This window comes from uncultured Aquimarina sp., assembly GCF_947492405.1.
Lineage (GTDB): Bacteria > Bacteroidota > Bacteroidia > Flavobacteriales > Flavobacteriaceae > Aquimarina.
Genome location: NZ_CANLMP010000011.1, coordinates 73,978 through 97,742, shown reverse-complemented (window position 1 = coordinate 97,742; position 23,765 = coordinate 73,978). Strand labels below are relative to the sequence as shown.

Below are 23,765 nucleotides of genomic sequence, written 5' to 3'. Positions count from 1 at the left end.
ATTAAATAATTTTATATTTGTACGCCTAAATTAATACAATGCAATTATTGATATATCGCTTGGTATATCCAATTTTGTGGATTATATCAAAATTACCCTGGCGTTTATTTTATATGTTTTCTACTTGTGTGTATGTTTTTGTATACCATTTAGTTAGGTATCGAAGAAAATCAGTGACAGAAAATCTAGTTCTTGTTTTTCCGGAGAAGTCCCGACAAGATATCAATAGGATCCGTAAAGCTTTTTATAAACATATGTGTGATATGTTTTTAGAAATGATAAAATCTATTTCCATAAGTGATGAAGACCTTTTAGACCGATTTAAAATTATTGATATTGAAACACTTAAACAATTAGAAGCTAAAAATAAGAGTATTGTAGTTTTGATGACTCATTACGCGAGTTATGAATGGTCCACCGTAACACAATTATTAATTGATTTTCCTACAGTTGGTGTTTACAAACAAATTAAAAACAAATACTTTGATCAACTCGTACATCGAATTAGACAGCGCTATAATGCACGACTTATTCCTAGCTATAAAGCCATGAAAGAGATCACCAGAGATAAAGTAAATGGTAAGCTTTGTTCATATGCCTTTTTATCAGATCAATCGCCAAGTTTGGATAAAGCTACATACTGGACAGATTTTATGGGTATAAAAGTTCCAACGCATGTTGGAGGTGCTGTATTAGCAAAAAGATTGGACATGTCTGTTGCTTATTTGCACGTAGAAAAGGTAAAAAGGGGCTATTACCAAGCGAAGTTCATTCCTATTACAGAAAATGCTAAAAATTGTGAAGATTTCTATATTATAAAAACATACTTACGTATGGTCGAAGAACAAATTCGTAAAGCACCAGAATATTATCTATGGACTCATAAACGATGGAAACATCGCCACGCAGAAATTCCTAAAGATGCTACTATAGATTAACAAAATAGAAGCTGTCCGAAAAGTAGAATATATACAATACTGTCACATTGAGCGGAGTCGAAATGTACTGAAAACCACGGGTAGTTATTTCTCGACTCCGCTCTAAATGACAGAGAAATCTACTTTTTAGACAGCCTCTATTTTTATTTTATTAGATTCCAGCTATTTCTTTTAAAGTTGTAATCGTATCATTCGCTAATTGATCTGCTTTTTCCTGACTTAAAGCTTCTGTATAAATACGAATAATCGGTTCTGTATTACTTTTTCTAAGATGAACCCAACTATCGCTGAAATCAACTTTTACACCATCTACTGTGCTGACTTCTTCTGAGGCATGTTTGTTATGAAACCCTTCTAAAATCGCATCCACATCTAATCCTGGTGTTAGCTGAATTTTATTTTTACTCATAAAATAAGATGGGTAACTATTACGTAATTCGCTAACACTACATTTTTTTTCTGCTAAATGAGTTAAGAATAGTGCTACTCCAACCAGAGAATCTCTTCCGTAATGTAATTCAGGATATATAATCCCTCCATTTCCTTCTCCTCCAATCACTGCGTTGTTAGCTTTCATCAAAGAGACTACGTTAACTTCTCCTACTGCGCTAGCCTCATATGTACCATTATGTTTTTCTGTAACATCTCTCAATGCTCTACTAGATGACAAATTAGAAACAGTATTGCCAGGCGTTTTACCAAGTACGTAATCTGCACAAGCAACCAATGTATATTCTTCTCCAAACATTTCTCCATCCTCACTCATAAAAGCAAGACGATCCACATCTGGATCGACCGTTAGCCCAAAATCAGCTTTTTCTTTCACTACCAGTTCTGATAAATCAGTTAAATGTTCTTTAAGAGGTTCTGGATTATGAGGAAAATGACCATTTGGCTCGCAATACAATTCTACTACCTCAACTCCCATTTTTTTAAGCAATTTAGGAATTGCAATCCCACCTGTAGAATTAACTGCATCCACTACCACTTTGAAACCGGCTTCCTTAACAATTTCAGAATCTACTAAGGTTAGGTTTAGTACTTCTTCGATATGCTTATCTATATAGGTATCATTGACACTGATCGAGCCCAAATCGTCAACTTCGGCAAAATCATAATCGTCGTTTTCTGCGATATCTAAAATCTTCTTACCATTTTCAGCATTCAGAAATTCGCCTTTACCATCTAATAATTTTAATGCATTCCATTGTTTTGGATTATGGCTAGCTGTTAATATAATTCCACCATCTGCTTTTTCCATAGGAACCGCTACTTCTACGGTAGGTGTAGTCGACAATCCTAAATCTACAACATGTATTCCTAATCCTACTAAACCATTCATCACAAGTTGTTGAATCATTGCTCCAGAAATACGTGCATCTCTTCCAACCACTACTGTTGGGGCATTTTTACCGGTTTCTGCTTTTAGCCAGCTTCCATAAGCGGATGCAAATTTTACAGCATCGATAGGAGTAAGATTGTCCCCTACTTTTCCGCCGATAGTTCCTCGAATACCTGAAATTGATTTGATTAGTGTCATATACTGATTGATTATTTTTTTTGTTTTGACAAATGTACAAGCTACAGGTGATTACCACAACTATGTAATTAAAGTTTATATAAAAACAATAACTACTTTCTAAAAAATTGTAAATTCACATAATGAATTTTTTAGCCCATATTTACCTTTCCGGAGATGACCAAGAACTTAAAATAGGTAACTTTATTGCTGACTCAGTCAAAGGAAAAAAATTTAATCAATTTCCAGATAGAGTCCAAAAAGGAATTACATTACATCGTAAAATCGATTCCTATACTGATAGTCATCCAACTGTTAGAGAGAGTGTTTTAAGGTTGTTTCCTAAATATGGACATTACAGTACAGTAATTGTAGATATATTGTACGACCATTATCTTGCTGCTTACTGGAGTGAATACTCTGAAATTCCATTAGAAATTTATGTTTCGAATTTTTACGATTTACTACAGGAATATTATGAAGTGTTACCAAAACGAGTTCAGGATTTCCTGCCATATATGTTACGTGACAATTGGTTATTAAGCTATGCTACCATTCCTGGTATTGGCAGAATACTCTACCAAATGAATCACAGAACCAAAAACAGATCGAAAATGAACTTTGCTGTAGTTGAACTAGAACAGTATTATGATGATTTTGAAAGAGAATTTCGTTCTTTCTTTGAAGAACTAGAATTGTTCACAAAAAACGAGACGCGAAAACTATGAAACCTCTTTACCTCTTTTTTATTTTGTATTTTTCTTTTTCCTGCAAAAAAACAGAGAATAACTATAGCGGAAATAATATCTGTAAAGAACAAATTTTGATATCATCAAAAAATGGATATACCAAAAACTATTATCCCAATTCTATCAATTTAGAAAGCATTGGGCATTATGAGAAAGGAGTCCTTCAAGGTTTTTGGAAATACTTTTATCGAAATGGAAATATAAAAGCCGAAGGACATTATGAAAAAGGACGAAAACAAGGGTATTGGAAATCATATCATAAAAATGGGAGAATCGAATCCGAAGGTCATATTAACAACTGTAAACCCTCTGGTTATTGGAAATTTTATGATAAAAAGAAGAACCTTATCAAAGAAATAAATTACTAACAAAATCCTGATTGCTATGAGATCATTTTTTCTCTTACTTTTTATTTTAGTTATCGCTTGCAAAACTACTCCTGAGCCTAAAGTTGACATCAAAACTAAACCGGTTTTTGGAGTTATAGAAAAAAATGCAATGGTAGTTTCCGCAAGAGAAGAAGCTTCTAAAATCGGTAAAGAGATTCTCCAGAAAGGTGGAAATGTATTTGATGCTATGGTAGCTACAGAAATGGCATTAGCCGTTTCTTACCCATATGCAGGAAATCTTGGTGGCGGTGGTTTTATGGTATACAGAAAGGCAAATGGAGAAACAGGAGCCATTGATTACCGAGAAAAAGCCCCTTTGACAGCATTTAAGGATATGTATTTAGATGAAAATGGAGATCCTATTCCAGAAAAAAGCCAATTGGGAGCAATGGCGGTTGGAGTTCCAGGAACAATCGCAGGGATATTCGAAGTGCATAAAAAATTTGGAACATTATCCATAAAAGAACTATTAACTCCAGTTGTTGAACTAGCAAATAATGGATATATAATTACTGAAAAGCAACAAAAACGATTAGACCATTATAGAACGTTGTTTATTGAAACGAATAAAGATACCATCCTGTATGCTAAAACTTACAAAGCACTGGATACAGTAAAAAATCCAATATTAGCTAAAACTCTTGAAAGAATTATAGAAAACGGAAGAGATGAATTTTATAAAGGAGAAACCGCTAAGAAAATGGTGAACTACATACAATCCCATGGTGGTATCATTACAATGGAAGATCTCAGTAAATATGAAGCTAAATGGCGTGAACCAGTTAAATTTACCTACAAAGATCTTAACATCATTTCTATGTCTCCACCCTCTAGTGGCGGAGTATGTCTGGCACAAATCATGAAAATGATAGAACCTTATGAACTTAGTATCTATGGACATAATTCTTTAAAATCAATTCAGGTAATAACCGAGGCAGAACGAAGAGCCTACGCAGATAGGAGTTTTTATCTTGGTGATCCTGATTTTGTAAAAATTCCGATAGACACCTTAATAAGTGAATCCTACTTATCTGAAAGAATGAAAGATTTTAATCCAGAAAAGGCTACTTTATCTTCTGATTTAAGTTATGGAAGTATTCCAGGATATGAAAGTAGTGAAACCACCCATTACTCTATTATAGATCAATTTGGTAACGCTATTTCAGTTACGACCACTTTAAACGGTGCTTATGGCTCTAAACTTTATGTTCCAAAATTAGGGTTCTTTTTAAATAATGAAATGGATGATTTTAGTGCAAAACCTGGCACACCTAATATGTTTGGGTTACTTGGTGCTGAAGCAAATGCTATTGCTCCAGAAAAAAGAATGCTCAGTTCAATGACACCTACATTGGTAGAAAAAGATGGTAAATTATGGATGTCAGTTGGAACTCCTGGAGGATCTACCATCATCACCTCAGTATTACAAACTATTTTAAATGTAAAAGAATATGGTATGACTATGCAAGATGCAGTAAACGCACCTCGTTTTCATCATCAATGGCTACCAGACGTTGTCGTTTTTGAACCTAACTCATTTGACAAAGATATACTTGATAGTTTAAGAACTAAAGGTTACAAAACAAATGAAGAAGAAAGCAGAGTCATTGGCAAAGTGGATGGCATTTTAGTATTACCTGATGGCGATTTAGAGGGTGGAGCTGATAGACGTGGAGACGATACAGCAATCGGGTTTTAAAACAAAATCTTCAGATAGTAAAGTAAAATACCAAAACTAAGATATTCCTAAACAATTACCACATACATCTTTATTTTCACAATAAAATAAGTTAAAACATTCACGTTTTCGTAAAAAAAACAACCCCAAACCCCTTTGTTTTAAGGCTATGCTACAAAATTATCATTAATTGCAACAATTCTTTCACTATAAATTTATCCTTAAGAATACATTAGTGGAAACTAAATAACATTGTTAAAACGTAAACACATTTGTAACAAAGCAATGTTTAAAATTATGTAATTATGATAAAAACATTATTTTCATTTCTACTATGCTTATGTAGTATTTATAGTATAACTGCTCAATATTCGATTAGTTATGATTCTGCCGATCCTGTTACCGTTGTCGCCGGTCAATCAATAACATTAAATTACACCTACACCGCATCTATGCAAGTAGGAGCTCAGTTTCAAATTTTTGAGACAGATAATACTGGTATTTTTGGAGGTGCTACTGCAGTAGGAACAGCTGTAGCTGAATTTCCAACTCTTGATCCAGGAACAGATGTTGCGGGAACAATTACACTGAACATACCTGCCAATTTTCCTTTGAGTTCATCGCTTTCTGGAACTGAATATCGTATTTTCGGGAAATTAAGTTCAGCCGACAATTCTGATGCTACTGAAGATGCTACTTGGGATACAGCAGGAGTATATCCATTAATTACTGTTACATCACCTCCTTATTCAATTACTTATGACTCCGCAAACCCTGTTTCGGTTTCGGCTGGAGAATCTATCACATTAAACTATACATATTCTGCATCTATGGATGTTGCTACGCAATTTCAAATTTTTGAAGCTGATGTTCCGGGAATTTTTGGAGGTGCTACCGCAAATGGGACTGGAGTTATTGTAACTCCAACTGTCACAGCTGGAACGGATATTGCAACAACAATAACGCTGGATATACCTTCAGACTTCCCTACTAGTTCATCGCTTTCGGGTACAAAATATTACATTTTTGGTAAACTATCTTCCGCTGAAAATCCAGATGCTAGTTCTGATGCAGATTGGAGTGTTGCTGGAGCATATCCGGAGATTACTATAAATGAAAGCACGCTTAGTATCAATGATTTTACCGTTTTTGATAGAGATAAATTATATTTTAATAGTACTTCAACATCTTTAGTAATCAATGACACAAATGAAATAGAATCCTTAAGTATTTATAATATAGTTGGAAAAAAAGTATTTGAAATTGAAAATGTTAACAATACAACAAATGTAGATTTATCTATTCTACCAAAAGGATTATATATTGCTAAATCTGATTCAAAATTTTTAAAGTTTATTAGATAATAACTTTATAGACCCCAGTTTATAACTTACTTAATTCTATTTAACTTATGATATAAACAGAAGGCTAATATAAGTATTGGCTTTCTGTTTATTATTGATTCAAGAATTTTGTACTATAATGGATATTTTATTTGCAAAAAAGTGAGTTATAATTGAGAATGATACGTATTAGCTACTTCTTTTCTTTTTCCAGAAGATAGTAAAGGAATCTCATCTACATATTCTATTCTTATATTAGCATCTTTTCCAAAATACTCTTTATATTCCTCCAACATTTTAATTTCATCCACTTTCTTATCGGTATTCAATTTAATAAGATAATCTTTTTCTCCATATTGCACTAATTGGAATTGCTTATAATCTCCATACTTACATAATTTATAGGAAACGTGAGAAGGTACAATCTCTCCTTTTGTATTATATATAAGATCTAACTTCCTCCCTCCTATAGATGATAGATAAGAAACACCAGTTGCATCCATTTCCATTATACCGATATCGCCGGTATCATACCGAATCATAGGCATAGCATAATTATGCAAATCGGTTACTATGATTCTTCCTATTTTTCCAGGATGAGCTGGAACATCGTTATCTATATCAAAAACCTCTACATAGTAACTTGCAGCATTAATTATAAATTTAGATGTTACACTTCTATCTTCATGTGCTATAATTCCATTTTCATTATTAGAATATCGTGAGACTGGTGCTACACCAAAATACTTTTTCACACTGCTTCTAACATAATCATTAAGCCCTTCTGACATAGCAATTATAGAAACTACATTACTACTAATTGGGCCTGAATTGATTTTATCTAAATACTTACAAATCTTTTCGAACGCCGATGTATATCCTAAAAAACTCTTTTTATTAGGATCTTCTTCTAGCTTTTTTATAAGGTTAGCAATATTGTTATCATCAAGTTTAAAAACACTCTGAGGTACTATATTCTGCCACCAAAATTTCGAAAATATAGTATACTTATAATTGTCAGGCCAAATTTTTATGTATATCAATTTCTGACCTATTTCATATCCAGATCTTTTAGAAAAATATAGATTATCCCCAGTATTTCTAAATCGCTTACTCTTGTTTTGTAAAACAGAAAAGGGAGCACCAGTAGAGCCACTGGTGGATATCAAAGTACATTTATTTACTTCATGTTTTGAAGACCTAAATTCTTCAAAATTATCCCGAATCATATTTTTATTGATTACAGGAAAATCTGAAATAGAGTTATAATTAGTATATTTTTGATAAAACCAGGTAGTACTTACGGCATGTTGCAGGATTTGTTGAAGGTAGTTATCCTTTCTATTTTTGGTAGATTGATCACCTGGGGTTTCGATTAACTCTTTAATGTCTTTATAGTGTTTCTTAATATCGTTTCCATGTAAGATATCAAAAAACCAAAATACTTTTCTTCGAAAAACTTGTAATAAACTCATTAGTATATTCCATTACTTAGATCAAACGTAGTTAGATCTGATAGCGGTTACCCATATATAAGAATAACTGTGTGTGAAATAAGGTACAATAATAATCAGGGGGTATTTTAAGCCAATATAAAAGTAAACTATTTTTATTTACACTACCTATAATAACAAAAAAAATGCACGGCTTTCACCGTGCATTTTTCATATAGAATAACAATTCTTATTTCACTTCTTCAAAATCTACATCTTCTACATCACTAGCTTCAGAATCTCCTCCTTCTGGTTGTGCTCCAGCTTCTGGTCCAGCTGCACCACCTTGTGCTTCTGCCTGTGCCTTATACATTTCCTCACTAGCTGCTTTCCATGCTTCGTTAATCTTATCTAGCGCAGGTTGTATAACAGCAAGATCCTTAGTTTCGTAAGCCTTTTTCAACTCTTCTAAAGCCTCTTCAACTGGTTTTTTATTCTCATCAGAAATTTTATCACCAAACTCCTTAAGTTGTTTTTCTGTCTGGAAAATCATTCCATCTGCTTCGTTTAACTTATCCGCAGTTTCTTTAGCCGCTTTATCTGCTTCTGCATTTGCTTCAGCTTCCTGCTTCATTTTCTCAATTTCTTCTTCTGTTAATCCAGAAGATGCTTCGATACGAATATCCTGAGATTTATTAGTAGCTTTATCTGTAGCAGAAACTTTGATAATACCATTAGCATCTATATCAAAAGTAACTTCGATCTGAGGTGTCCCTCTTTGTGCTGGTGGAATTCCATCTAAGTGAAAACGACCAATAGTCTTATTATCAGCAGCCATAGGACGTTCTCCTTGTAGTACGTGAATCTCTACAGAAGGTTGATTATCTGCTGCAGTAGAAAACACTTGTGATTTCTTAGTAGGAATTGTTGTATTTGCTTCAATAAGCTTAGTCATTACATTACCCATTGTCTCAATACCTAAAGAAAGTGGAGTAACATCTAATAACAATACATCTTTTACATCTCCTGTAAGTACTCCTCCTTGGATAGCAGCTCCAACAGCTACTACTTCATCAGGATTTACTCCTTTACTTGGTGCTTTCCCAAAGAATTTCTCTACTGCTTCCTGAACTGCAGGAATACGAGTAGATCCACCAACAAGAATGATTTCATCTATATCACTTGTAGATAATCCTGCTGCTTTAAGAGCAGTACGACAAGGTTCTACAGTACGTTTTACTAAATCATCAATTAATTGATCAAACTTAGCTTTTGTTAATGATCTTACCAAGTGTTTAGGACCACTTGCAGTAGCTGTTACATATGGTAAATTGATTTCTGTTTGTGAAGAAGAAGACAACTCAATTTTTGCTTTTTCTGCTGCTTCTTTAAGACGTTGTAGAGCCATTGGATCTTGACGTAGATCCATATTCTCTTCACTCTTAAACTCTTCTGCTAACCAATCAATAATTTTTTGATCTACATCATCTCCTCCTAAATGTGTATCTCCATCTGTTGATAAAACTTCAAATACACCATCACCTAATTCAAGGATGGATACATCATGAGTACCTCCACCAAAATCAAATACTACAATTTTCTGATCAGTACCTTTTTTATCAAGACCATATGCTAATGCAGCCGCTGTAGGCTCATTAATAATTCTTTCTACTTTAAGACCTGCTATTTCTCCAGCTTCTTTAGTAGCCTGACGTTGCGCATCATTAAAATATGCTGGTACAGTAATTACCGCTCTAGTCACATCTTGTCCTAAGTAGTCTTCTGCTGTTTTCTTCATTTTCTGAAGTGTCATTGCAGATAATTCTTGTGGTGTATATAAACGACCATCGATATCAACTCGAGGCGTATCATTATCTCCTTTAACTACTTTATAAGCAGCTCTATCTGCTTCTTTTGCGGATTCAGAGAATTTGTTTCCCATAAATCTTTTAATAGAAGAGATTGTTTTAGTAGGGTTAGTTACTGCCTGACGCTTTGCAGGATCACCCACCTTAATTTCTCCTCCTTCTACAAATGCAATTACAGACGGAGTAGTTCTCTTTCCTTCCGCATTAGGGATAACAACAGGCTCATTACCTTCCATCACAGAAACACAAGAGTTTGTTGTCCCTAAATCTATTCCTATTATCTTACTCATATTAATATATAAATGTTTTAGTGTTGTTCTAAATTATTTATTGCACATAAGTCAATGATTATGCCATGACAATTTATATGACAGGATGTCATTACTTTATAATGATTAATGGATTGTTCGAGATATTTTCTGAAAATTAAACCAAAACAACCTCCTAACTATTTAATAAAAAAAAGTATTCTTTTTTATCAATACCCTATATTTACCCACGCAATTTTATAATTAATTAAGAATTATGGAATGTATCAGTATTTTTGATATGTTAAAAATCGGTGTAGGTCCTTCTAGTTCACATACTTTTGGTCCTTGGAGAGCCGGACGGCGTTGGATTGCCGAATTGAAAGAAAACAACTTGTTTAATTCGGTAGAAACAATAACAGTAGATCTATTCGGATCTTTATCCTTAACAGGAAAAGGACATGCAACAGATATAGCTTCAATTTTGGGTTTATGTGGATATGATCCTCAAACCATTGATGTGGCATCCATTTCTACTATTGTCGAAAATATTAAATCAAATAAGATTTTGTTATTCAATAAAGAATTACAAATCAATTTTGACCCTGAAACCCACATCATATTTAATAAAGAGTTCAAAGAATTTCATCCGAATGCTATTACTTTTAACGCTACACTAAATAACAAAGAAAAAATAGCTTCTACGTTCTATTCTATCGGAGGAGGTTTTGTTGTGAAAGAGGCACGAAAAAGAGAAAAGAAAAAAATGGAGGCCTTCAGAGAATTCCCACTTCCTATTCAAAAAGCGACAGATCTTTTGGCATATTGTCAAAAAAAGGATAAAAAGATATCAGAAATTGTTTTGGAGAATGAACGTTCGCTTCAGAGTGATAAAGAAATAGATGATAGAATAGCAGATATATGGAATGTAATGCTAGAATCCATGTATCTTGGCTGTCATACAGAAGGTACACTACCCGGAGGGTTAAACGTTAGACGACGTGCTTTTGATACTCATAAAAAACTTATTGGAACCTCTACGTATTCTAACCCTACAGAATGGATAGAGTCTATTAGAGACACCGAAGTAAAATTTCGTCAGATACTAAAATGGGTGTCTTGTTTTGCACTTGCCGTAAACGAGGTAAATGCTTCCTTGGGTAGGGTTGTTACAGCACCGACAAACGGAAGTGCTGGTGTTATACCGGCAGTAATGATGTACTATATGGTCATAGAAAATCATGACGCTAATTTTGATGATATAAAACAGTTCATGCTGGTAGCTGGAGAAATTGGTAGTTTATTTAAGAAAGGAGCTACTATATCTGCAGCAATGGGTGGTTGTCAGGCAGAAATTGGTGTTTCCTCTGCTATGGCTGCCGGAGCATTGACAGAACTGATGGGTGGTACACCCGAACAAGTTGTGATGGCAAGTGAAATCGCCATGGAACATCATTTAGGTTTAACCTGTGATCCTATTGGTGGTTTAGTACAAATTCCTTGTATAGAACGTAACGCCATGGGAGCTATTAAAGCCATCAATGCCTGTGAAATGGCTTTGGATTCTGATGCTGCAAATGCCAAAGTACCATTAGACAAAGTTATCGAAACGATGTGGGAAACAGCTAAAGACATGAATACCAAGTATAAAGAAACCAGTGAAGGAGGTTTAGCTGTTAAAGTAAGCTTAAGCGATTGCTAAAAAGTTCTCATGGTTAGAGATAATTTACTTCATAAAATTAAAAACCTATTCGTCCATTACTTTCGATTATTTGGATTGTATATTCTCTTCTTTATATGTGTAGCAATACTTCAGAGTATATTTCCATATTTAGATCTACAAAAATATTCTCAGGATAGTATTTTCGAAATATTAAAGGAAAATAAGCTGAAAGCCTTTTTGGCTATGGTAGTATTTGCTCCTATCATAGAAGAACTCATGTTTAGAACCTTACTAAAACCAAAAACAAAAGAACTTTTATTATTCTTAAGTTCCTGGACTCTTTTTATTATAGGTCTATTTATAACATTAGAATTAGCTCTACAATATCGCTACTTGATTTTTATAGTTTCATTGTTTGGGATATTCTTTATATATAAACAGTTAATCTCAAAAAAACATCTCAGAAAAGCTAAATCATTTCTAGAGAATCACCAATCAATTACACTTCAGATTACCTCTATAACCTTCGGTTTTCTTCATATTTTTAATTATGTGGACTCTTTTAGAGTAGATAGTATCTTATTTCTTCTTATTGTTCCCAGAATCATTGCAGGACATATGTTCGGTAAGCTTAAAATAGAAAACAATCATATTATTTGGCCTATTCTTCTTCACGCCATTAACAATGGAGTGGTATTTTTAATAATTAGCAGTAGACCTTAGATCACTTACACCCTTTTCTTTTTCGGGTATCTGCAATTGCAATAATTTTCCAGCTAATTCCATCATTAAATAATTGAAAAATATTGACTCCACAATGACTAAACTGATCATTAACATAAAACTCATATGGAGTCCATATCTGTGCTATGCGCTCATCCGCATCAATTCTGAAATCCAAAAGTTTTTCTAACCATTTTTGATCTTCTGGCCTATTATGGATAGCTTCCATGAACTCTTTAATTTTTGTTGTATTGGTTTTTACCTTTCCTTCTTTATTTTTAAATACAGTTTGCAAAGCCATATCCATATTCAATATTGTTTTCCCGATTTGAGCGGTATCTCCTTTATGGAATCCTTCAAAAAAATCTAATACCGCTTGTTTTGCATTTTTTTGGTTTATATCTAATTCTTTTTGTGAAAAAGCGAAATTGCACGAAATAAATAAAAAGAATACTACTAGGAATTTACACATAACATTTGAACTTTAGTTTACCTAAAATTAAGGTTTTAATTGTTTTATCAAAAAAATAACTATTACTTCTATTAAATAAATTTAAATCAAAAATAACATCCTCTTGTTACGATCTTACTAATTGATTACTTTTACGACATTAAATCAACACACAGAATGTCTACAGCAAAAAAAGATTACAAGCGCGTTACGGTAAAATCTCTGGTAGAGATGAAAGCCAATAAAGAGAAAATCTCCATGCTTACTGCATACGATTATACGATGGCAAAAATTGTGGATGGTGCCGGAGTCGATGTTATCCTTGTGGGTGACTCTGCATCTAATGTGATGGCAGGTCATGAAACTACCTTACCGATCACCTTGGATCAAATGATATACCACGCATCTTCTGTAATTAGAGCTATTGACAGGGCTCTTATTGTTGTAGATTTACCTTTCGGTAGTTACCAAAGTGATCCAAAAGAGGCATTACGTTCTGCCATTAGAATCATGAAGGAATCAGGTGGACATGCGGTAAAACTTGAAGGAGGAAAAGAAGTTAAAGAATCTATTAAGAGAATTTTAAATGCTGGAATCCCAGTAATGGGTCATTTAGGACTTACTCCACAATCCATCTATAAATTTGGTACCTATACTGTTAGAGCAAAAGAAGAGGCAGAAGCTAAACAATTGAAAGAAGATGCTTTAATGTTACAAAAAGCTGGATGTTTTGCTATTGTACTAGAAAAAGTTCCTGCTAAATTGGCTAAAGAAGTAGCAGAAAGCCTTACCATACCTATTATTGGAATTGGAGCTGGAAATGGAGTTGATGGACAAGTATTGGTAACTCATGATATGTTGGGTATGACACACGAATTTAATCCCCGTTTTTTAAGACGTTACTTAGACTTATATACAGAAATGACTAATGCGTTCCAACAATATGTTTCTGATGTAAAATCTGTAGATTTCCCTAATGATAATGAACAGTATTAAGGTTATTTGGATTAGTTGGATTATTAGATTACTGGACAGTTAGAGCATTTTATTTTGGTAAGTTGATTTAAAAGTATGCATAGATTTAAAGATTTAGAAATATGGAAAAAGAGTCGTGTTTTCTGTTCTTCAGTTTACGATATTACATCCAGATTTCCGGAAACTGAAAAGTTTGGATTAACAAACCAGTTAAGAAGAGCTGCAGTATCAATTCCTTCAAATATCGCCGAGGGATCTTCGAGAAATTCGAATAAAGACTTTTCAAGATTCCTTCAAATCACTTTAGGTTCGGCTTACGAAATCGAAACGCAACTCCTTATTTCTTTAGATTTAAAATTTATTGATCAAGCTGAATTAGACGCACTTTTAAAGGATTTAGAATCCATTGTTAAGATGACTTCAAAATTCAAATCAACACTAAAATAGTTTTGACAATCGAACTTGTCTAATAATCCAAATATCTAAAATGTCCAAAATAGTCTCCAATAAATCCAATCTTCAGGTTCTTTATGAAGATAATCATCTGATTATTGTTAATAAACGAGCAGGAGATATTGTTCAGGGTGATAAGACTGGAGATAAACCGCTTAGCGATATAGTTAAAGAATATATTGCAGAAAAATATAATAAACCAGGTGCTGTTTATCTAGGTGTTGTACATCGGTTAGATCGCCCCACAAGTGGAATAGTTGTTTTTGCAAGAACAAGCAAAGCACTTCCTCGACTAAATAAGCTATTCGCTAATAAAGAAGCAAAAAAAACGTATTGGGCTGTTGTAAAAAACACTCCTCCAAAAGAAAATGATACACTCACCCATTGGTTAAAACGTAATCCAAAACAAAATAAATCATACGCTCATAAAAACGAAGTGCAAGATAGTAAAAGGGCTATTTTGGATTATCAGATTATAAAAAAACTAGATAATTATTGCATTTTAGAGGTTGATCTGCATACGGGTAGACATCATCAAATAAGATCTCAACTGTCGAGTATTGGATCTGTAATTAAAGGGGATTTAAAATATGGTGCCAACCGAAGTAATAAAGATGGTAGTATTCACTTACATGCCAGAAAACTCACCTTCATACACCCTGTAAAAAAAGAACCTTTAACCATCATTGCTCCTCCTCCATCCGATCCTATCTGGAACTGTATTTAAACATATTTTTCTAGTTAAATAAAAGACAAGTTCGGAATTACACTTTTTCATAGGTAACATTTTAACCTATCAGTATACTAATACATAGGGAAACTCATTTTTTTATCTCATAACAAACTAATAATAAATGGATTATATATCATATTCGTCAGAATTATTTAAAAATATTGATTGGGATTTTATCTGGAGTATTCTTAGAGATATCATCCTTCCTAACTCTGGCACGATGATTTTTAATATTATCATATTTCTATTTTTAGGTTTTATAATAGCCATTATATATTGCATAGTACTCTGGCGTAAGGGTATTTTTAAAAGAGCCCTTAAATATTATAATTGGGCAGTAAAATTATACATTCCATTACTGATAATCGGAATTCTTTATGTTTTTGGTCAGTGGGGTTTTATAAGAGGTATCTATAAAATACTGGATAATGAAAAAACAATGATTGTTAAAGGCATCTACAATGGTTCTGTGCAGCAAATTTTCGAATCTGAAGATGCCAAAAACAAATTTGTTCTATCTGCCCAAATGTTAGCAATAAAAGCAAAATCAGATTCTCAAGATTATGCCGTATTTTTCAAAAAACACCTTAAAAATTATGACACAGGCAGTTCTTTCCTAAATAAAACTAAAAATAAACTAGCAAAATTTATTGTCAACAATTATAGTGATGACCTGTACAAATTAACAATGTATGCTCTTATAACTTCTGCCGGTAAAGGTCATATCGATTTTTCCGAAGCGCTACCTTATGAAGAATTTAACGCGGCTATGGATTTATTATTAGAAGTTGGATATCAGGATATAGAAAAAGTAGTTTTAGAAAAATTAAGCCAATGGTTTTCGATGGGTATTACCGCTCAATATCATGGAATGGTAAAATCACTACTAATTTTGTTATTTCTAATTCTAATTGTTCCTCTATTAGAGTATTTTATATACAAAAAATGGATTGCTCCAAAATACATTCTTAAAACGACGTAGTAATAGATATTAAAAAACTATACGACTCTTAAACACCTCATAAGTAGATTATTAATTATCACATTACCTATAAGATCGCACACTTTCTATAACCACAGAAGTAAGAATCAATAGACCTCCGATAATTGTAGTCAATATAGGTATTTCTCTTAAAAAGATGATCCCAATAATAATTCCGTAAACAGGTTGTATACTACTTATAATACTAGCTGTGGTAGCAGAAAATCGCTTTAAACTAAATAAAAACAATGTATGACCTATAGCTGTAGTAAGAATTGCCAGGACTAAGGTCCAGGGCCATTGGGTAACAATACCAGAACTATCCATTATAAAGAGTGTCGGTAGCAGCATCATACTAATGATTACCAATTGATACCACATTAACATAGATCCATGGTAATTACTTACTTTCGTTTTCATGATTAAGTTCCGTAACGCATAGCATAATGCAGATATTACTCCAAATCCAACAGCTTTTGCATATGAATTATCTAAACTAAAATCAGGTACTAAAAAATAGATTCCTAATAATACTAAAGCTCCCAGAACCAAATGCATCTTCTGAAATTTTGTTTTCAGAAGTATGGGTTCTAAAAAAGAAGTGATTACTGGATACGTAAACAAAGATAACATCCCTATAGCTACATTAGACATCCTCAATGCATAGAAATAAGTAATCCAGTGTAATCCCATAAGAACGCCTCCAACTAATATTGTAAAACGATCTGCTGAAGCAATCCCAAAAGATATCTTTTTCCACTTACAAAACAAGAATAAAATGATACCGGCTAAAATAGCTCTAAAAGCAATAGTTACAGGTACGGGCATATCAATATATCTTCCCAATGCTCCAGAAGTACTAATAAAAAGCATGGCTAGATTTAATTCTAGAATATTGCGTAAGTGCTGGGTATTTTTTGGCATATATAGAATGGTTATCGAACCAATTTTTTTGATTTTTCTTTAATAATATCCGCCACTGGTCTACCTTCTATATTACTTTCTAGCCAAGATAAAATATCCAGATATAAAAAAGCTCTTTTTTCGTATGGATGATCCTCGTACTGTTTCAATCTTTTATGAAGCTTCCTAAATTCATCTTTGATCTGATGAGGAAAAATATCTCCTAAGTTTTTAAGAAATTTAATCATTTCTTTCTGTACCTCATGTAGGTCATCCATCTTTATCAAAAACCGATACGTCTCCTTCAATTGAGTTTCTAAATGATAATCCATTCCTGCCTCATAATGTGCCACCAAACTAAGTACTCTAGCAAAACACATTAAATCCTCTCTCATTTTTAGCGATTTATTATTGATGATTTTACTAAGGTATTCTATACATTTACGATGATTGGCCATACCAAAATACAAACAACCAATCTTATAATACAGTACCATAATATGATGGTCATCCAAACGATTCTTAAAATCGGTAATTCCTTTTAAAATCTCTTCTACCAAATATTCTCCTTCATCAAAAGTCCCTTCTAAAAAATGAACATTAAGCTTATTATTATATATAAATTGAAAAGAAAGTACCTCTATATTATCATCAATCGGAAAGTCATCAGATGTGATCGTCTTTTCGAATTTACTCAATGTTAGTTTTAACTGTGTTTTATCTTGAATCAAATATAACGACTCTAGTAAATAATGATTCCCTCTTAAAAAAAACACTGGATTAAGAATAATCATTTTAGGATTTTCATAAAACAGATCTACCCACTTTTTAGAGTATTTATAGCAAGATAAAAAATCCTGTACCATAAAACTATACCATAAATGCGCTTTGTATAACCATAATTTTTCCCTGAAACCAAGGATGTTCCAATCATACTTTGGTAATTTACTTTCAAAATAATTGGTGATTACACTGTGCTCCTTATCATTTCGGACATACCCACTTTTTATCATCAACCCATATAACTGAAGCGAAAGATTTGATAATCGACTAGTGAGCACATTTTTCATACTCAGCATTTTAGCCTCAATTGTTAATTCATCTGCACGACTATTAATACTACGAGTTATGTATTGGGTTTCAATAACTTTTTCTAATTCTACAATTTCATAAGCAATATTATTCTCTTCATTTTCCTTAGCTACAGTTTTTGCTTTATCCAAAATTTTCAAGCTTTGTTTATAAAGTCCTTTATGATATAAGATAGTAGCAAAATCAAGTTGTTCTCTTATTTGTGATCTTACATTTTGATGTAATGGACTTAACCTAAGACTGATCAATATCTGTTTGTATAAATGTGCCTTTAAATTAGAAAGCTGTTGTTTTTTGACAATTCCTTTGGAAACTATGAGCTCTTCGTCTAGAGATTCACTTTTATCTAAATGGTTAAAAAGCGCTAAGAATTTAGAATCAGTATTTACACCTAGTCTCCCAACGTACACCTTAAATTGTCGTTTTTCAGACTTAGAAAGTGACTTTACTAAAACAAACAAAGGATCTTTTTGATCATTAGTCATTGTAAGAAAATATATTGCAATTAATTGATTAAAAGAAGATTACACTCTTATTAAAACATTTCAGCATTGTAAAACACGTAGCCAAATCCCTTCTTTTTGAATAACCAAAATATAAATTCGTAAGAGAATACTAAAACATCCGAGAACAATATTTAAAAAAAATATTTAAAAGAGATTATCAAAAATACTAATTCACATAATTCCTATGAGCGATAATAAAGTCCAAATTTTTGACACCACCCTAAGAGATGGAGAACAGGTCCCTGGTTGTAAATTAAATACAAAACAAAAATTAGTGATTGCAGAGCGACTGGACCTTCTAGGAGTTGATGTAATAGAAGCTGGATTTCCGGTATCTAGTCCAGGAGATTTTACTTCGGTTAATGAAATTGCGAAAATTGTAAAAAATGCAACAGTTTGCGGATTAACCAGAGCAGTCGAAAATGATATTAAAGTTGCTGCTGAAGCACTTAAATATGCAAAAAAACCAAGAATCCATACAGGAATTGGGACCTCTGAGTCTCATATAAAGTATAAATTTAATTCTACCCAAGATAAAGTAATAGAACGTGGAATTGCCGCTGTAAAATATGCAAAATCTTTTGTAGAAGATGTAGAGTTTTATGCAGAAGATGCCGGACGTACAGATAACGAATTCTTAGCACGAGTATGTGAAGCTATGATTAAAGCGGGAGCAACTGTTCTTAACATACCTGATACTACCGGTTACTGTTTACCAGAGGAGTACGGAGCCAAAATCAAGTATCTAAAGGAAAACGTAAAAGGTATTGATAATGTTATTATATCGTGTCATTGTCATAATGATTTAGGATTGGCAACTGCTAATTCTATTGCTGGAGCCATCAATGGAGCACGACAGATAGAGTGTACCATTAATGGAATTGGAGAGCGTGCAGGAAATACGGCTTTAGAAGAAGTAGTAATGATTATGAAACAACATCCATATCTAAACCTTAATACAGATATTGATTCTAAACTATTATATGATACAAGTTTAATGGTTTCCGAAAGTATGGGTATGATGGTGCAACCTAACAAAGCAATTGTCGGTGCTAATGCTTTTGCTCATAGCTCAGGAATACACCAGGATGGAGTAATTAAAAATAGAGAGACATACGAAATTATAGATCCAGCTGAAGTTGGAGTAACAGAATCAGCCATCGTACTCACAGCAAGAAGTGGTAGAGCTGCTCTGGCATATAGAGCCAAGAAAATTGGGTACGAATTAACCAAACTTCAGCTGGATGAAGTTTATGAAGAATTCCTAAACTACGCGGACAGAAAGAAAGAGGTAGTTGATGAAGATATTCACCAGATAATGAAAACCGTAGAGGTCGAAATGGCAGTAGTTGCTTAAGCAATTTATCTCATCACTTCCTTTTACTAAATAATAAGTAGGAATTTAGAAAACATATGAAGAAGACATTATTTGATAAAGTTTGGGACGCACACGTCGTCAAAGAGGTTGAAAATGGTCCTCAAGTACTCTATATAGATCAACATTTAATCCACGAAGTAACAAGTCCACAAGCATTTAATGAACTTGAACAACGTGGAATTCCTGTTTTTAGACCTAATCAGATAGTAGCCACAGCTGATCATAATACTCCAACGATAGATCAACACCTACCGGTAAAAGATCTTTTATCCAGAAATCAATTAGCTCAGCTAACAGAAAACTGCGATAAGAACGATATCACTTTATATGGATTAGGCCACAAATATAATGGTATTGTACATGTAATGGCTCCAGAATTAGGTATTACTCAACCAGGTATGACAATGGTTTGTGGTGATAGCCATACCTCTACTCACGGTGCATTTGGTTCTATTGCTTTTGGCATTGGAACTAGTCAGGTAGCACAAGTTTTTGCTAGTCAATGTTTATTATTACAAAAGCCTAAAAGCCTTCGTGTAAACGTAAAGGGCAAGTTAAAACCAGGTGTTTTACCAAAAGATGTAATTCTATATGTGATTGCAAAACTAGGAACTAATGCCGGCACTGGATATTTCTGTGAATATGCTGGTAATGTGTTTGAAGAAATGTCTATGGAAGGTAGAATGACTGTCTGCAATATGAGTATCGAAATGGGAGCTCGCGGAGGTATGATTGCTCCCGATGAAACTACTTTTGAATATGTAAAAGGAAGAGAATTCGCTCCAGAAGGAGAAGCATATGATAAAAAAGTAGCCTATTGGAAAACGTTACCAACCGATGACGGTGCTATTTTTGATAAAGAATATCATTTTGATGCGGCAGATATAGCTCCTATGATTACCTATGGAACCAATCCAGGAATGGGAATCAAAGTCTCAGAAAACATTCCGACGGAAGACAATGCCTCTTTTGAAAAATCATTAGCCTATATGAATTTTGAAAAAGGACAATCCTTAATCGATCAGAAGATCAATTATGTCTTTATTGGAAGTTGTACAAACAGTAGAATCGAAGATTTTAGGGTAGCGGCAGGTTACATAAAAGGAAAGAGAAAAGCAGACAGTGTTACGGCTTGGTTAGTACCCGGATCACAGCAAGTAGCATCGCAAATAATTGACGAAGGACTGAATGAAATTTTTGAAGAAGCTGGGTTTCAACTAAGACAACCGGGATGTTCTGCTTGTCTGGCTATGAATGATGATAAAATTCCGGAAGGAGAATACTGCGTTTCTACTTCTAATAGAAATTTTGAAGGTCGACAAGGACAGGGCTCTAGAACTATTCTTGCCAGTCCACTTGTAGCAGCAGCTACTGCAATTGAAGGGAAAATTGTAGATATCACGAAACATTTGAATTAAAAAATTATGGATAAGTTTATTAAACTCACCTCCACCGCTATACCCTTACCTATAGAAAATGTAGATACGGATCAGATTATTCCGGCTCGTTTTCTAAAAGCTACTGATCGTGAGGGTTTTGGTGAAAATTTGTTTAGAGATTGGCGTTTCCATAAGGACGGAAGCAAGAACAAAGAATTTTCATTAAATAATTCCGGTTACTCAGGTAGTATTTTAGTCGCTGGAGATAATTTTGGTTGCGGTTCTAGTAGAGAACACGCTGCTTGGGCGATTCATGATTATGGATTTAAAGTAGTGGTTTCTAGTTTTTTTGCAGATATTTTTAAAGGAAATTCACTTAATAATGGATTATTACCTGTTCAAGTATCTCCAGAATATCTTCAAGAGTTATTTACCGAAATCGAAAAAGATTCAACAACCCAAATAGAAGTAGATCTAGAAGCTCAAAAAATCACAATCCATTCAACTGGATCCGAAGCAAATTTTGAAATAAATAGTTACAAAAAGATGTGCTTAATGAATGGATACGATGATATTGATTTTCTTTTAAGTAGTAAAGAAGAAATCAAAGCCTTCGAAAAAACGAGAGTATAAAATAAAGAAAGACAAAATACGGAGCTAAGAAAACACTTCGATAAGTTCTGTTTGAAATAACAAACTATTTATGAAACTAGAAATCGCTGTATTATCTGGAGACGGAATTGGACCAGAAGTAACCACTCAAGCCATAAAAGCACTAGATGCAATTGCCCATGCTTTTGATCATACCTTTATATTCAAAGAAGCATTGGTAGGTGCTATCGCTATTGATAAAACCGGCAATCCACTACCAGACAAAACTTTACAGCTTTGCGCAGATACTGATGCTGTTCTTTTTGGCGCCATTGGCGATCCTAAGTATGATAATGATCCTAGTGCAAAAGTACGTCCAGAACAAGGATTACTACGTTTGCGTAAGGAGTTAGGATTATATGCTAATATCAGACCTGTAAAAGCTTATGAAACTTTGTTAGATAAATCTCCACTAAAAAGAGAAATCATAACCGGAACGGATATCTCAATATATCGAGAACTTACTGGAGGCATCTATTTTGGAAAAAAACATTTAAACTCAGCAGGAACTGTAGCTTCAGATTTATGTGAATACTCTAAAGAAGAAATCGAACGGATATCACATCTTGCTTTTAAAGCGGCTCAAAATCGTAGAAAAAAACTAACCTTAGTGGATAAAGCGAACGTTTTAGAATCTTCACGTTTATGGAGAAAAGTAGTTACTGAAATAGCTACAGCATATGAAGATGTAACGTTAGACTTCTTATTTGTTGATAATGCTGCTATGCAAATGATTCTGAATCCAAGCCAGTTTGATGTGATCCTCACAGAAAATATGTTTGGAGATATCATTTCTGATGAAGCGAGTGTCATTGGTGGATCCATAGGGTTATTAGCTTCCGCTTCTGTTGGAGATACCTGCTGTATGTTCGAACCTATTCACGGATCCTATCCACAAGCAACCGGAAAGGGAATTGCCAATCCAATTGCTGCTATCTTATCTGCAGCGATGTTATTAGAACATTTTGATCTTATTGATGAAGCAAATTCGATCAAAAATGCTGTAGAAAAGGCATTAGAATTAAACCTTACCACTCCGGATCTTAATAGTATAAATCCATTAACTACAGAAAAAGTAGGAGATTTCATTTATGATTACATCCTTAATCCAGAAGATTCTAATATGAATTTTGAAAACATACATGTAGGACAATCTACAATTATATAGTATTACAAAGTATTAGTTATATATTTTTTATCAAAAAGCAATCAGGTTTTTATAATCTGGTTGCTTTTTTGTTGTCAGTTGTTTTAGCTTTTTAAGTTTAGAGTAATAGTATTACTATTTTCCGGGTTTCGACTACGCTCAACCCTCTTCATATTTCAACCTTCAAATCCTCATTCATTTCGAACCCTGAGCGGAGCCGAAGGGTGAGTTGTCATACTGAGACATCCAATAAAAATTTTATCCAGTGTTTAAACTAACATTCATTGTATCTGTAGCTTCTACTTCCTCCTTTGAAGGAGGATCGAGGAGGATGTTTTTAAGCAAACACCCATCTCAACCTTCCCTCAGGGGAAGAATTTTTAAATACGGAAAATACAGCTATTTATAAAATATATCAATGGTAGCGGATTCGAAGTGGGAGTCGAAGCGTGAAATTACACTGCAAAAACATAAACTTTCAAAAAAAATAAAAAAAATTGATTTTTGATAGTAACATAAGCAAGTCTTATGACACTATCTAGTATAAAATAGAACGTAATAGAA

Annotated in this window: 21 protein-coding genes; 15 read left to right on the top strand and 6 right to left on the bottom strand. The window is 33.5% G+C overall.

Annotation, left to right across the window (positions count from 1 at the left end; all coding sequences use genetic code 11):
* Positions 1-38 precede the first annotated feature (38 nt).
* Positions 39-938 carry a lysophospholipid acyltransferase family protein gene (locus Q0829_RS26675; protein ID WP_298548975.1) on the top strand — a complete coding sequence of 300 codons (900 nt, stop codon included), beginning with the start codon at positions 39-41 and terminating at the stop codon, positions 936-938.
* 151 nt (positions 939-1,089) lie between these two features.
* Here Q0829_RS26675 and glmM read toward each other — a convergent pair whose 3' ends face one another.
* Positions 1,090-2,478, bottom strand: a complete 1,389-nt coding sequence (glmM, locus tag Q0829_RS26670; protein WP_298548973.1) for a phosphoglucosamine mutase — start codon at positions 2,476-2,478, stop codon at positions 1,090-1,092.
* 122 nt (positions 2,479-2,600) lie between these two features.
* Here glmM and Q0829_RS26665 point away from each other — a divergent pair, with 122 nt between their 5' ends.
* The 4 genes from Q0829_RS26665 to Q0829_RS26650 all read left to right on the top strand — a co-directional run bounded on the left by Q0829_RS26665 (position 2,601) and on the right by Q0829_RS26650 (position 6,637).
* Entirely contained in the window at positions 2,601-3,185 is a 585-nt protein-coding gene (locus Q0829_RS26665) for an acyl carrier protein phosphodiesterase (RefSeq protein WP_298548970.1), read from the top strand.
* Positions 3,182-3,574: a hypothetical protein gene (locus Q0829_RS26660; protein ID WP_298548968.1), complete on the top strand. Its 393-nt coding sequence runs from the start codon at positions 3,182-3,184 to the stop codon at positions 3,572-3,574. The genes Q0829_RS26665 and Q0829_RS26660 overlap by 4 nt, the downstream gene beginning before the upstream one ends.
* Positions 3,575-3,590: 16 nt before the next feature.
* Positions 3,591-5,294, top strand: a complete 1,704-nt coding sequence (gene ggt, locus Q0829_RS26655) for a gamma-glutamyltransferase (protein ID WP_298548966.1) — start codon at positions 3,591-3,593, stop codon at positions 5,292-5,294.
* Between the two features lie 284 nt (positions 5,295-5,578).
* Positions 5,579-6,637, top strand: a complete 1,059-nt coding sequence (locus Q0829_RS26650) for a T9SS type A sorting domain-containing protein (protein ID WP_298548963.1) — start codon at positions 5,579-5,581, stop codon at positions 6,635-6,637.
* Positions 6,638-6,783: 146 nt separating this feature from the next.
* Here Q0829_RS26650 and Q0829_RS26645 read toward each other — a convergent pair whose 3' ends face one another.
* Positions 6,784-8,091 carry a CoF synthetase gene (locus tag Q0829_RS26645; protein WP_298548960.1) on the bottom strand — a complete coding sequence of 436 codons (1,308 nt, stop codon included), beginning with the start codon at positions 8,089-8,091 and terminating at the stop codon, positions 6,784-6,786.
* A gap of 208 nt (positions 8,092-8,299) precedes the next feature.
* The gene (gene dnaK / locus Q0829_RS26640) at positions 8,300-10,207 is read right to left on the bottom strand and encodes a molecular chaperone DnaK (RefSeq protein ID WP_298548958.1); all 1,908 of its coding nucleotides are present in this window, start codon (positions 10,205-10,207) and stop codon (positions 8,300-8,302) included.
* 235 nt (positions 10,208-10,442) lie between these two features.
* Between dnaK and Q0829_RS26635 the strand changes: the two genes are divergently transcribed.
* A complete protein-coding gene (locus Q0829_RS26635) occupies positions 10,443-11,867 on the top strand; it encodes an L-serine ammonia-lyase (protein WP_298548955.1) in 1,425 nt (474 codons plus the stop codon).
* Positions 11,868-11,876: 9 nt separating this feature from the next.
* Positions 11,877-12,551, top strand: coding sequence for a CPBP family glutamic-type intramembrane protease (locus Q0829_RS26630; protein WP_298548952.1), 675 nt, complete (start codon positions 11,877-11,879; stop codon positions 12,549-12,551).
* Position 12,552: 1 nt separating this feature from the next.
* Here Q0829_RS26630 and Q0829_RS26625 read toward each other — a convergent pair whose 3' ends face one another.
* Complete coding sequence (locus Q0829_RS26625) at positions 12,553-13,023, bottom strand: nuclear transport factor 2 family protein (protein ID WP_298548950.1); 471 nt, start codon at positions 13,021-13,023, stop codon at positions 12,553-12,555.
* Positions 13,024-13,179: 156 nt separating this feature from the next.
* Between Q0829_RS26625 and panB the strand changes: the two genes are divergently transcribed.
* From panB to Q0829_RS26605, 4 genes are all read left to right on the top strand, one after another.
* Positions 13,180-13,998 (top strand): 3-methyl-2-oxobutanoate hydroxymethyltransferase, encoded by an 819-nt coding sequence (panB, locus tag Q0829_RS26620; RefSeq protein ID WP_298548947.1) that lies wholly within the window; start codon positions 13,180-13,182, stop codon positions 13,996-13,998.
* Between the two features lie 75 nt (positions 13,999-14,073).
* Positions 14,074-14,424, top strand: coding sequence for a four helix bundle protein (locus Q0829_RS26615; protein WP_298320480.1), 351 nt, complete (start codon positions 14,074-14,076; stop codon positions 14,422-14,424).
* A 40-nt stretch (positions 14,425-14,464) separates the two neighbouring features.
* On the top strand, positions 14,465-15,157 hold the full coding sequence (locus Q0829_RS26610) for an RluA family pseudouridine synthase (protein WP_298548945.1): 693 nt from the start codon (positions 14,465-14,467) through the stop codon (positions 15,155-15,157).
* Between the two features lie 127 nt (positions 15,158-15,284).
* A complete protein-coding gene (locus tag Q0829_RS26605; protein WP_298548943.1) occupies positions 15,285-16,145 on the top strand; it encodes a hypothetical protein in 861 nt (286 codons plus the stop codon).
* Between the two features lie 63 nt (positions 16,146-16,208).
* On the opposite strand, the gene Q0829_RS26600 is transcribed toward Q0829_RS26605, so the two are convergent.
* Positions 16,209-17,069, bottom strand: a complete 861-nt coding sequence (locus Q0829_RS26600) for an EamA family transporter (protein WP_298548941.1) — start codon at positions 17,067-17,069, stop codon at positions 16,209-16,211.
* 11 nt (positions 17,070-17,080) lie between these two features.
* Complete coding sequence (locus tag Q0829_RS26595) at positions 17,081-18,625, bottom strand: hypothetical protein (RefSeq protein ID WP_298548939.1); 1,545 nt, start codon at positions 18,623-18,625, stop codon at positions 17,081-17,083.
* Between the two features lie 205 nt (positions 18,626-18,830).
* Between Q0829_RS26595 and Q0829_RS26590 the strand changes: the two genes are divergently transcribed.
* The 4 genes from Q0829_RS26590 to leuB all read left to right on the top strand — a co-directional run bounded on the left by Q0829_RS26590 (position 18,831) and on the right by leuB (position 23,222).
* On the top strand, positions 18,831-20,003 hold the full coding sequence (locus tag Q0829_RS26590; RefSeq protein ID WP_298548937.1) for a 2-isopropylmalate synthase: 1,173 nt from the start codon (positions 18,831-18,833) through the stop codon (positions 20,001-20,003).
* 56 nt (positions 20,004-20,059) lie between these two features.
* Positions 20,060-21,442, top strand: coding sequence for a 3-isopropylmalate dehydratase large subunit (leuC, locus tag Q0829_RS26585; RefSeq protein ID WP_298548933.1), 1,383 nt, complete (start codon positions 20,060-20,062; stop codon positions 21,440-21,442).
* Between the two features lie 6 nt (positions 21,443-21,448).
* Positions 21,449-22,036: a 3-isopropylmalate dehydratase small subunit gene (leuD, locus tag Q0829_RS26580; protein WP_298548931.1), complete on the top strand. Its 588-nt coding sequence runs from the start codon at positions 21,449-21,451 to the stop codon at positions 22,034-22,036.
* Between the two features lie 70 nt (positions 22,037-22,106).
* Positions 22,107-23,222, top strand: a complete 1,116-nt coding sequence (leuB, locus tag Q0829_RS26575) for a 3-isopropylmalate dehydrogenase (protein ID WP_298548929.1) — start codon at positions 22,107-22,109, stop codon at positions 23,220-23,222.
* The last annotated feature ends 543 nt before the right edge of the window (positions 23,223-23,765 follow it).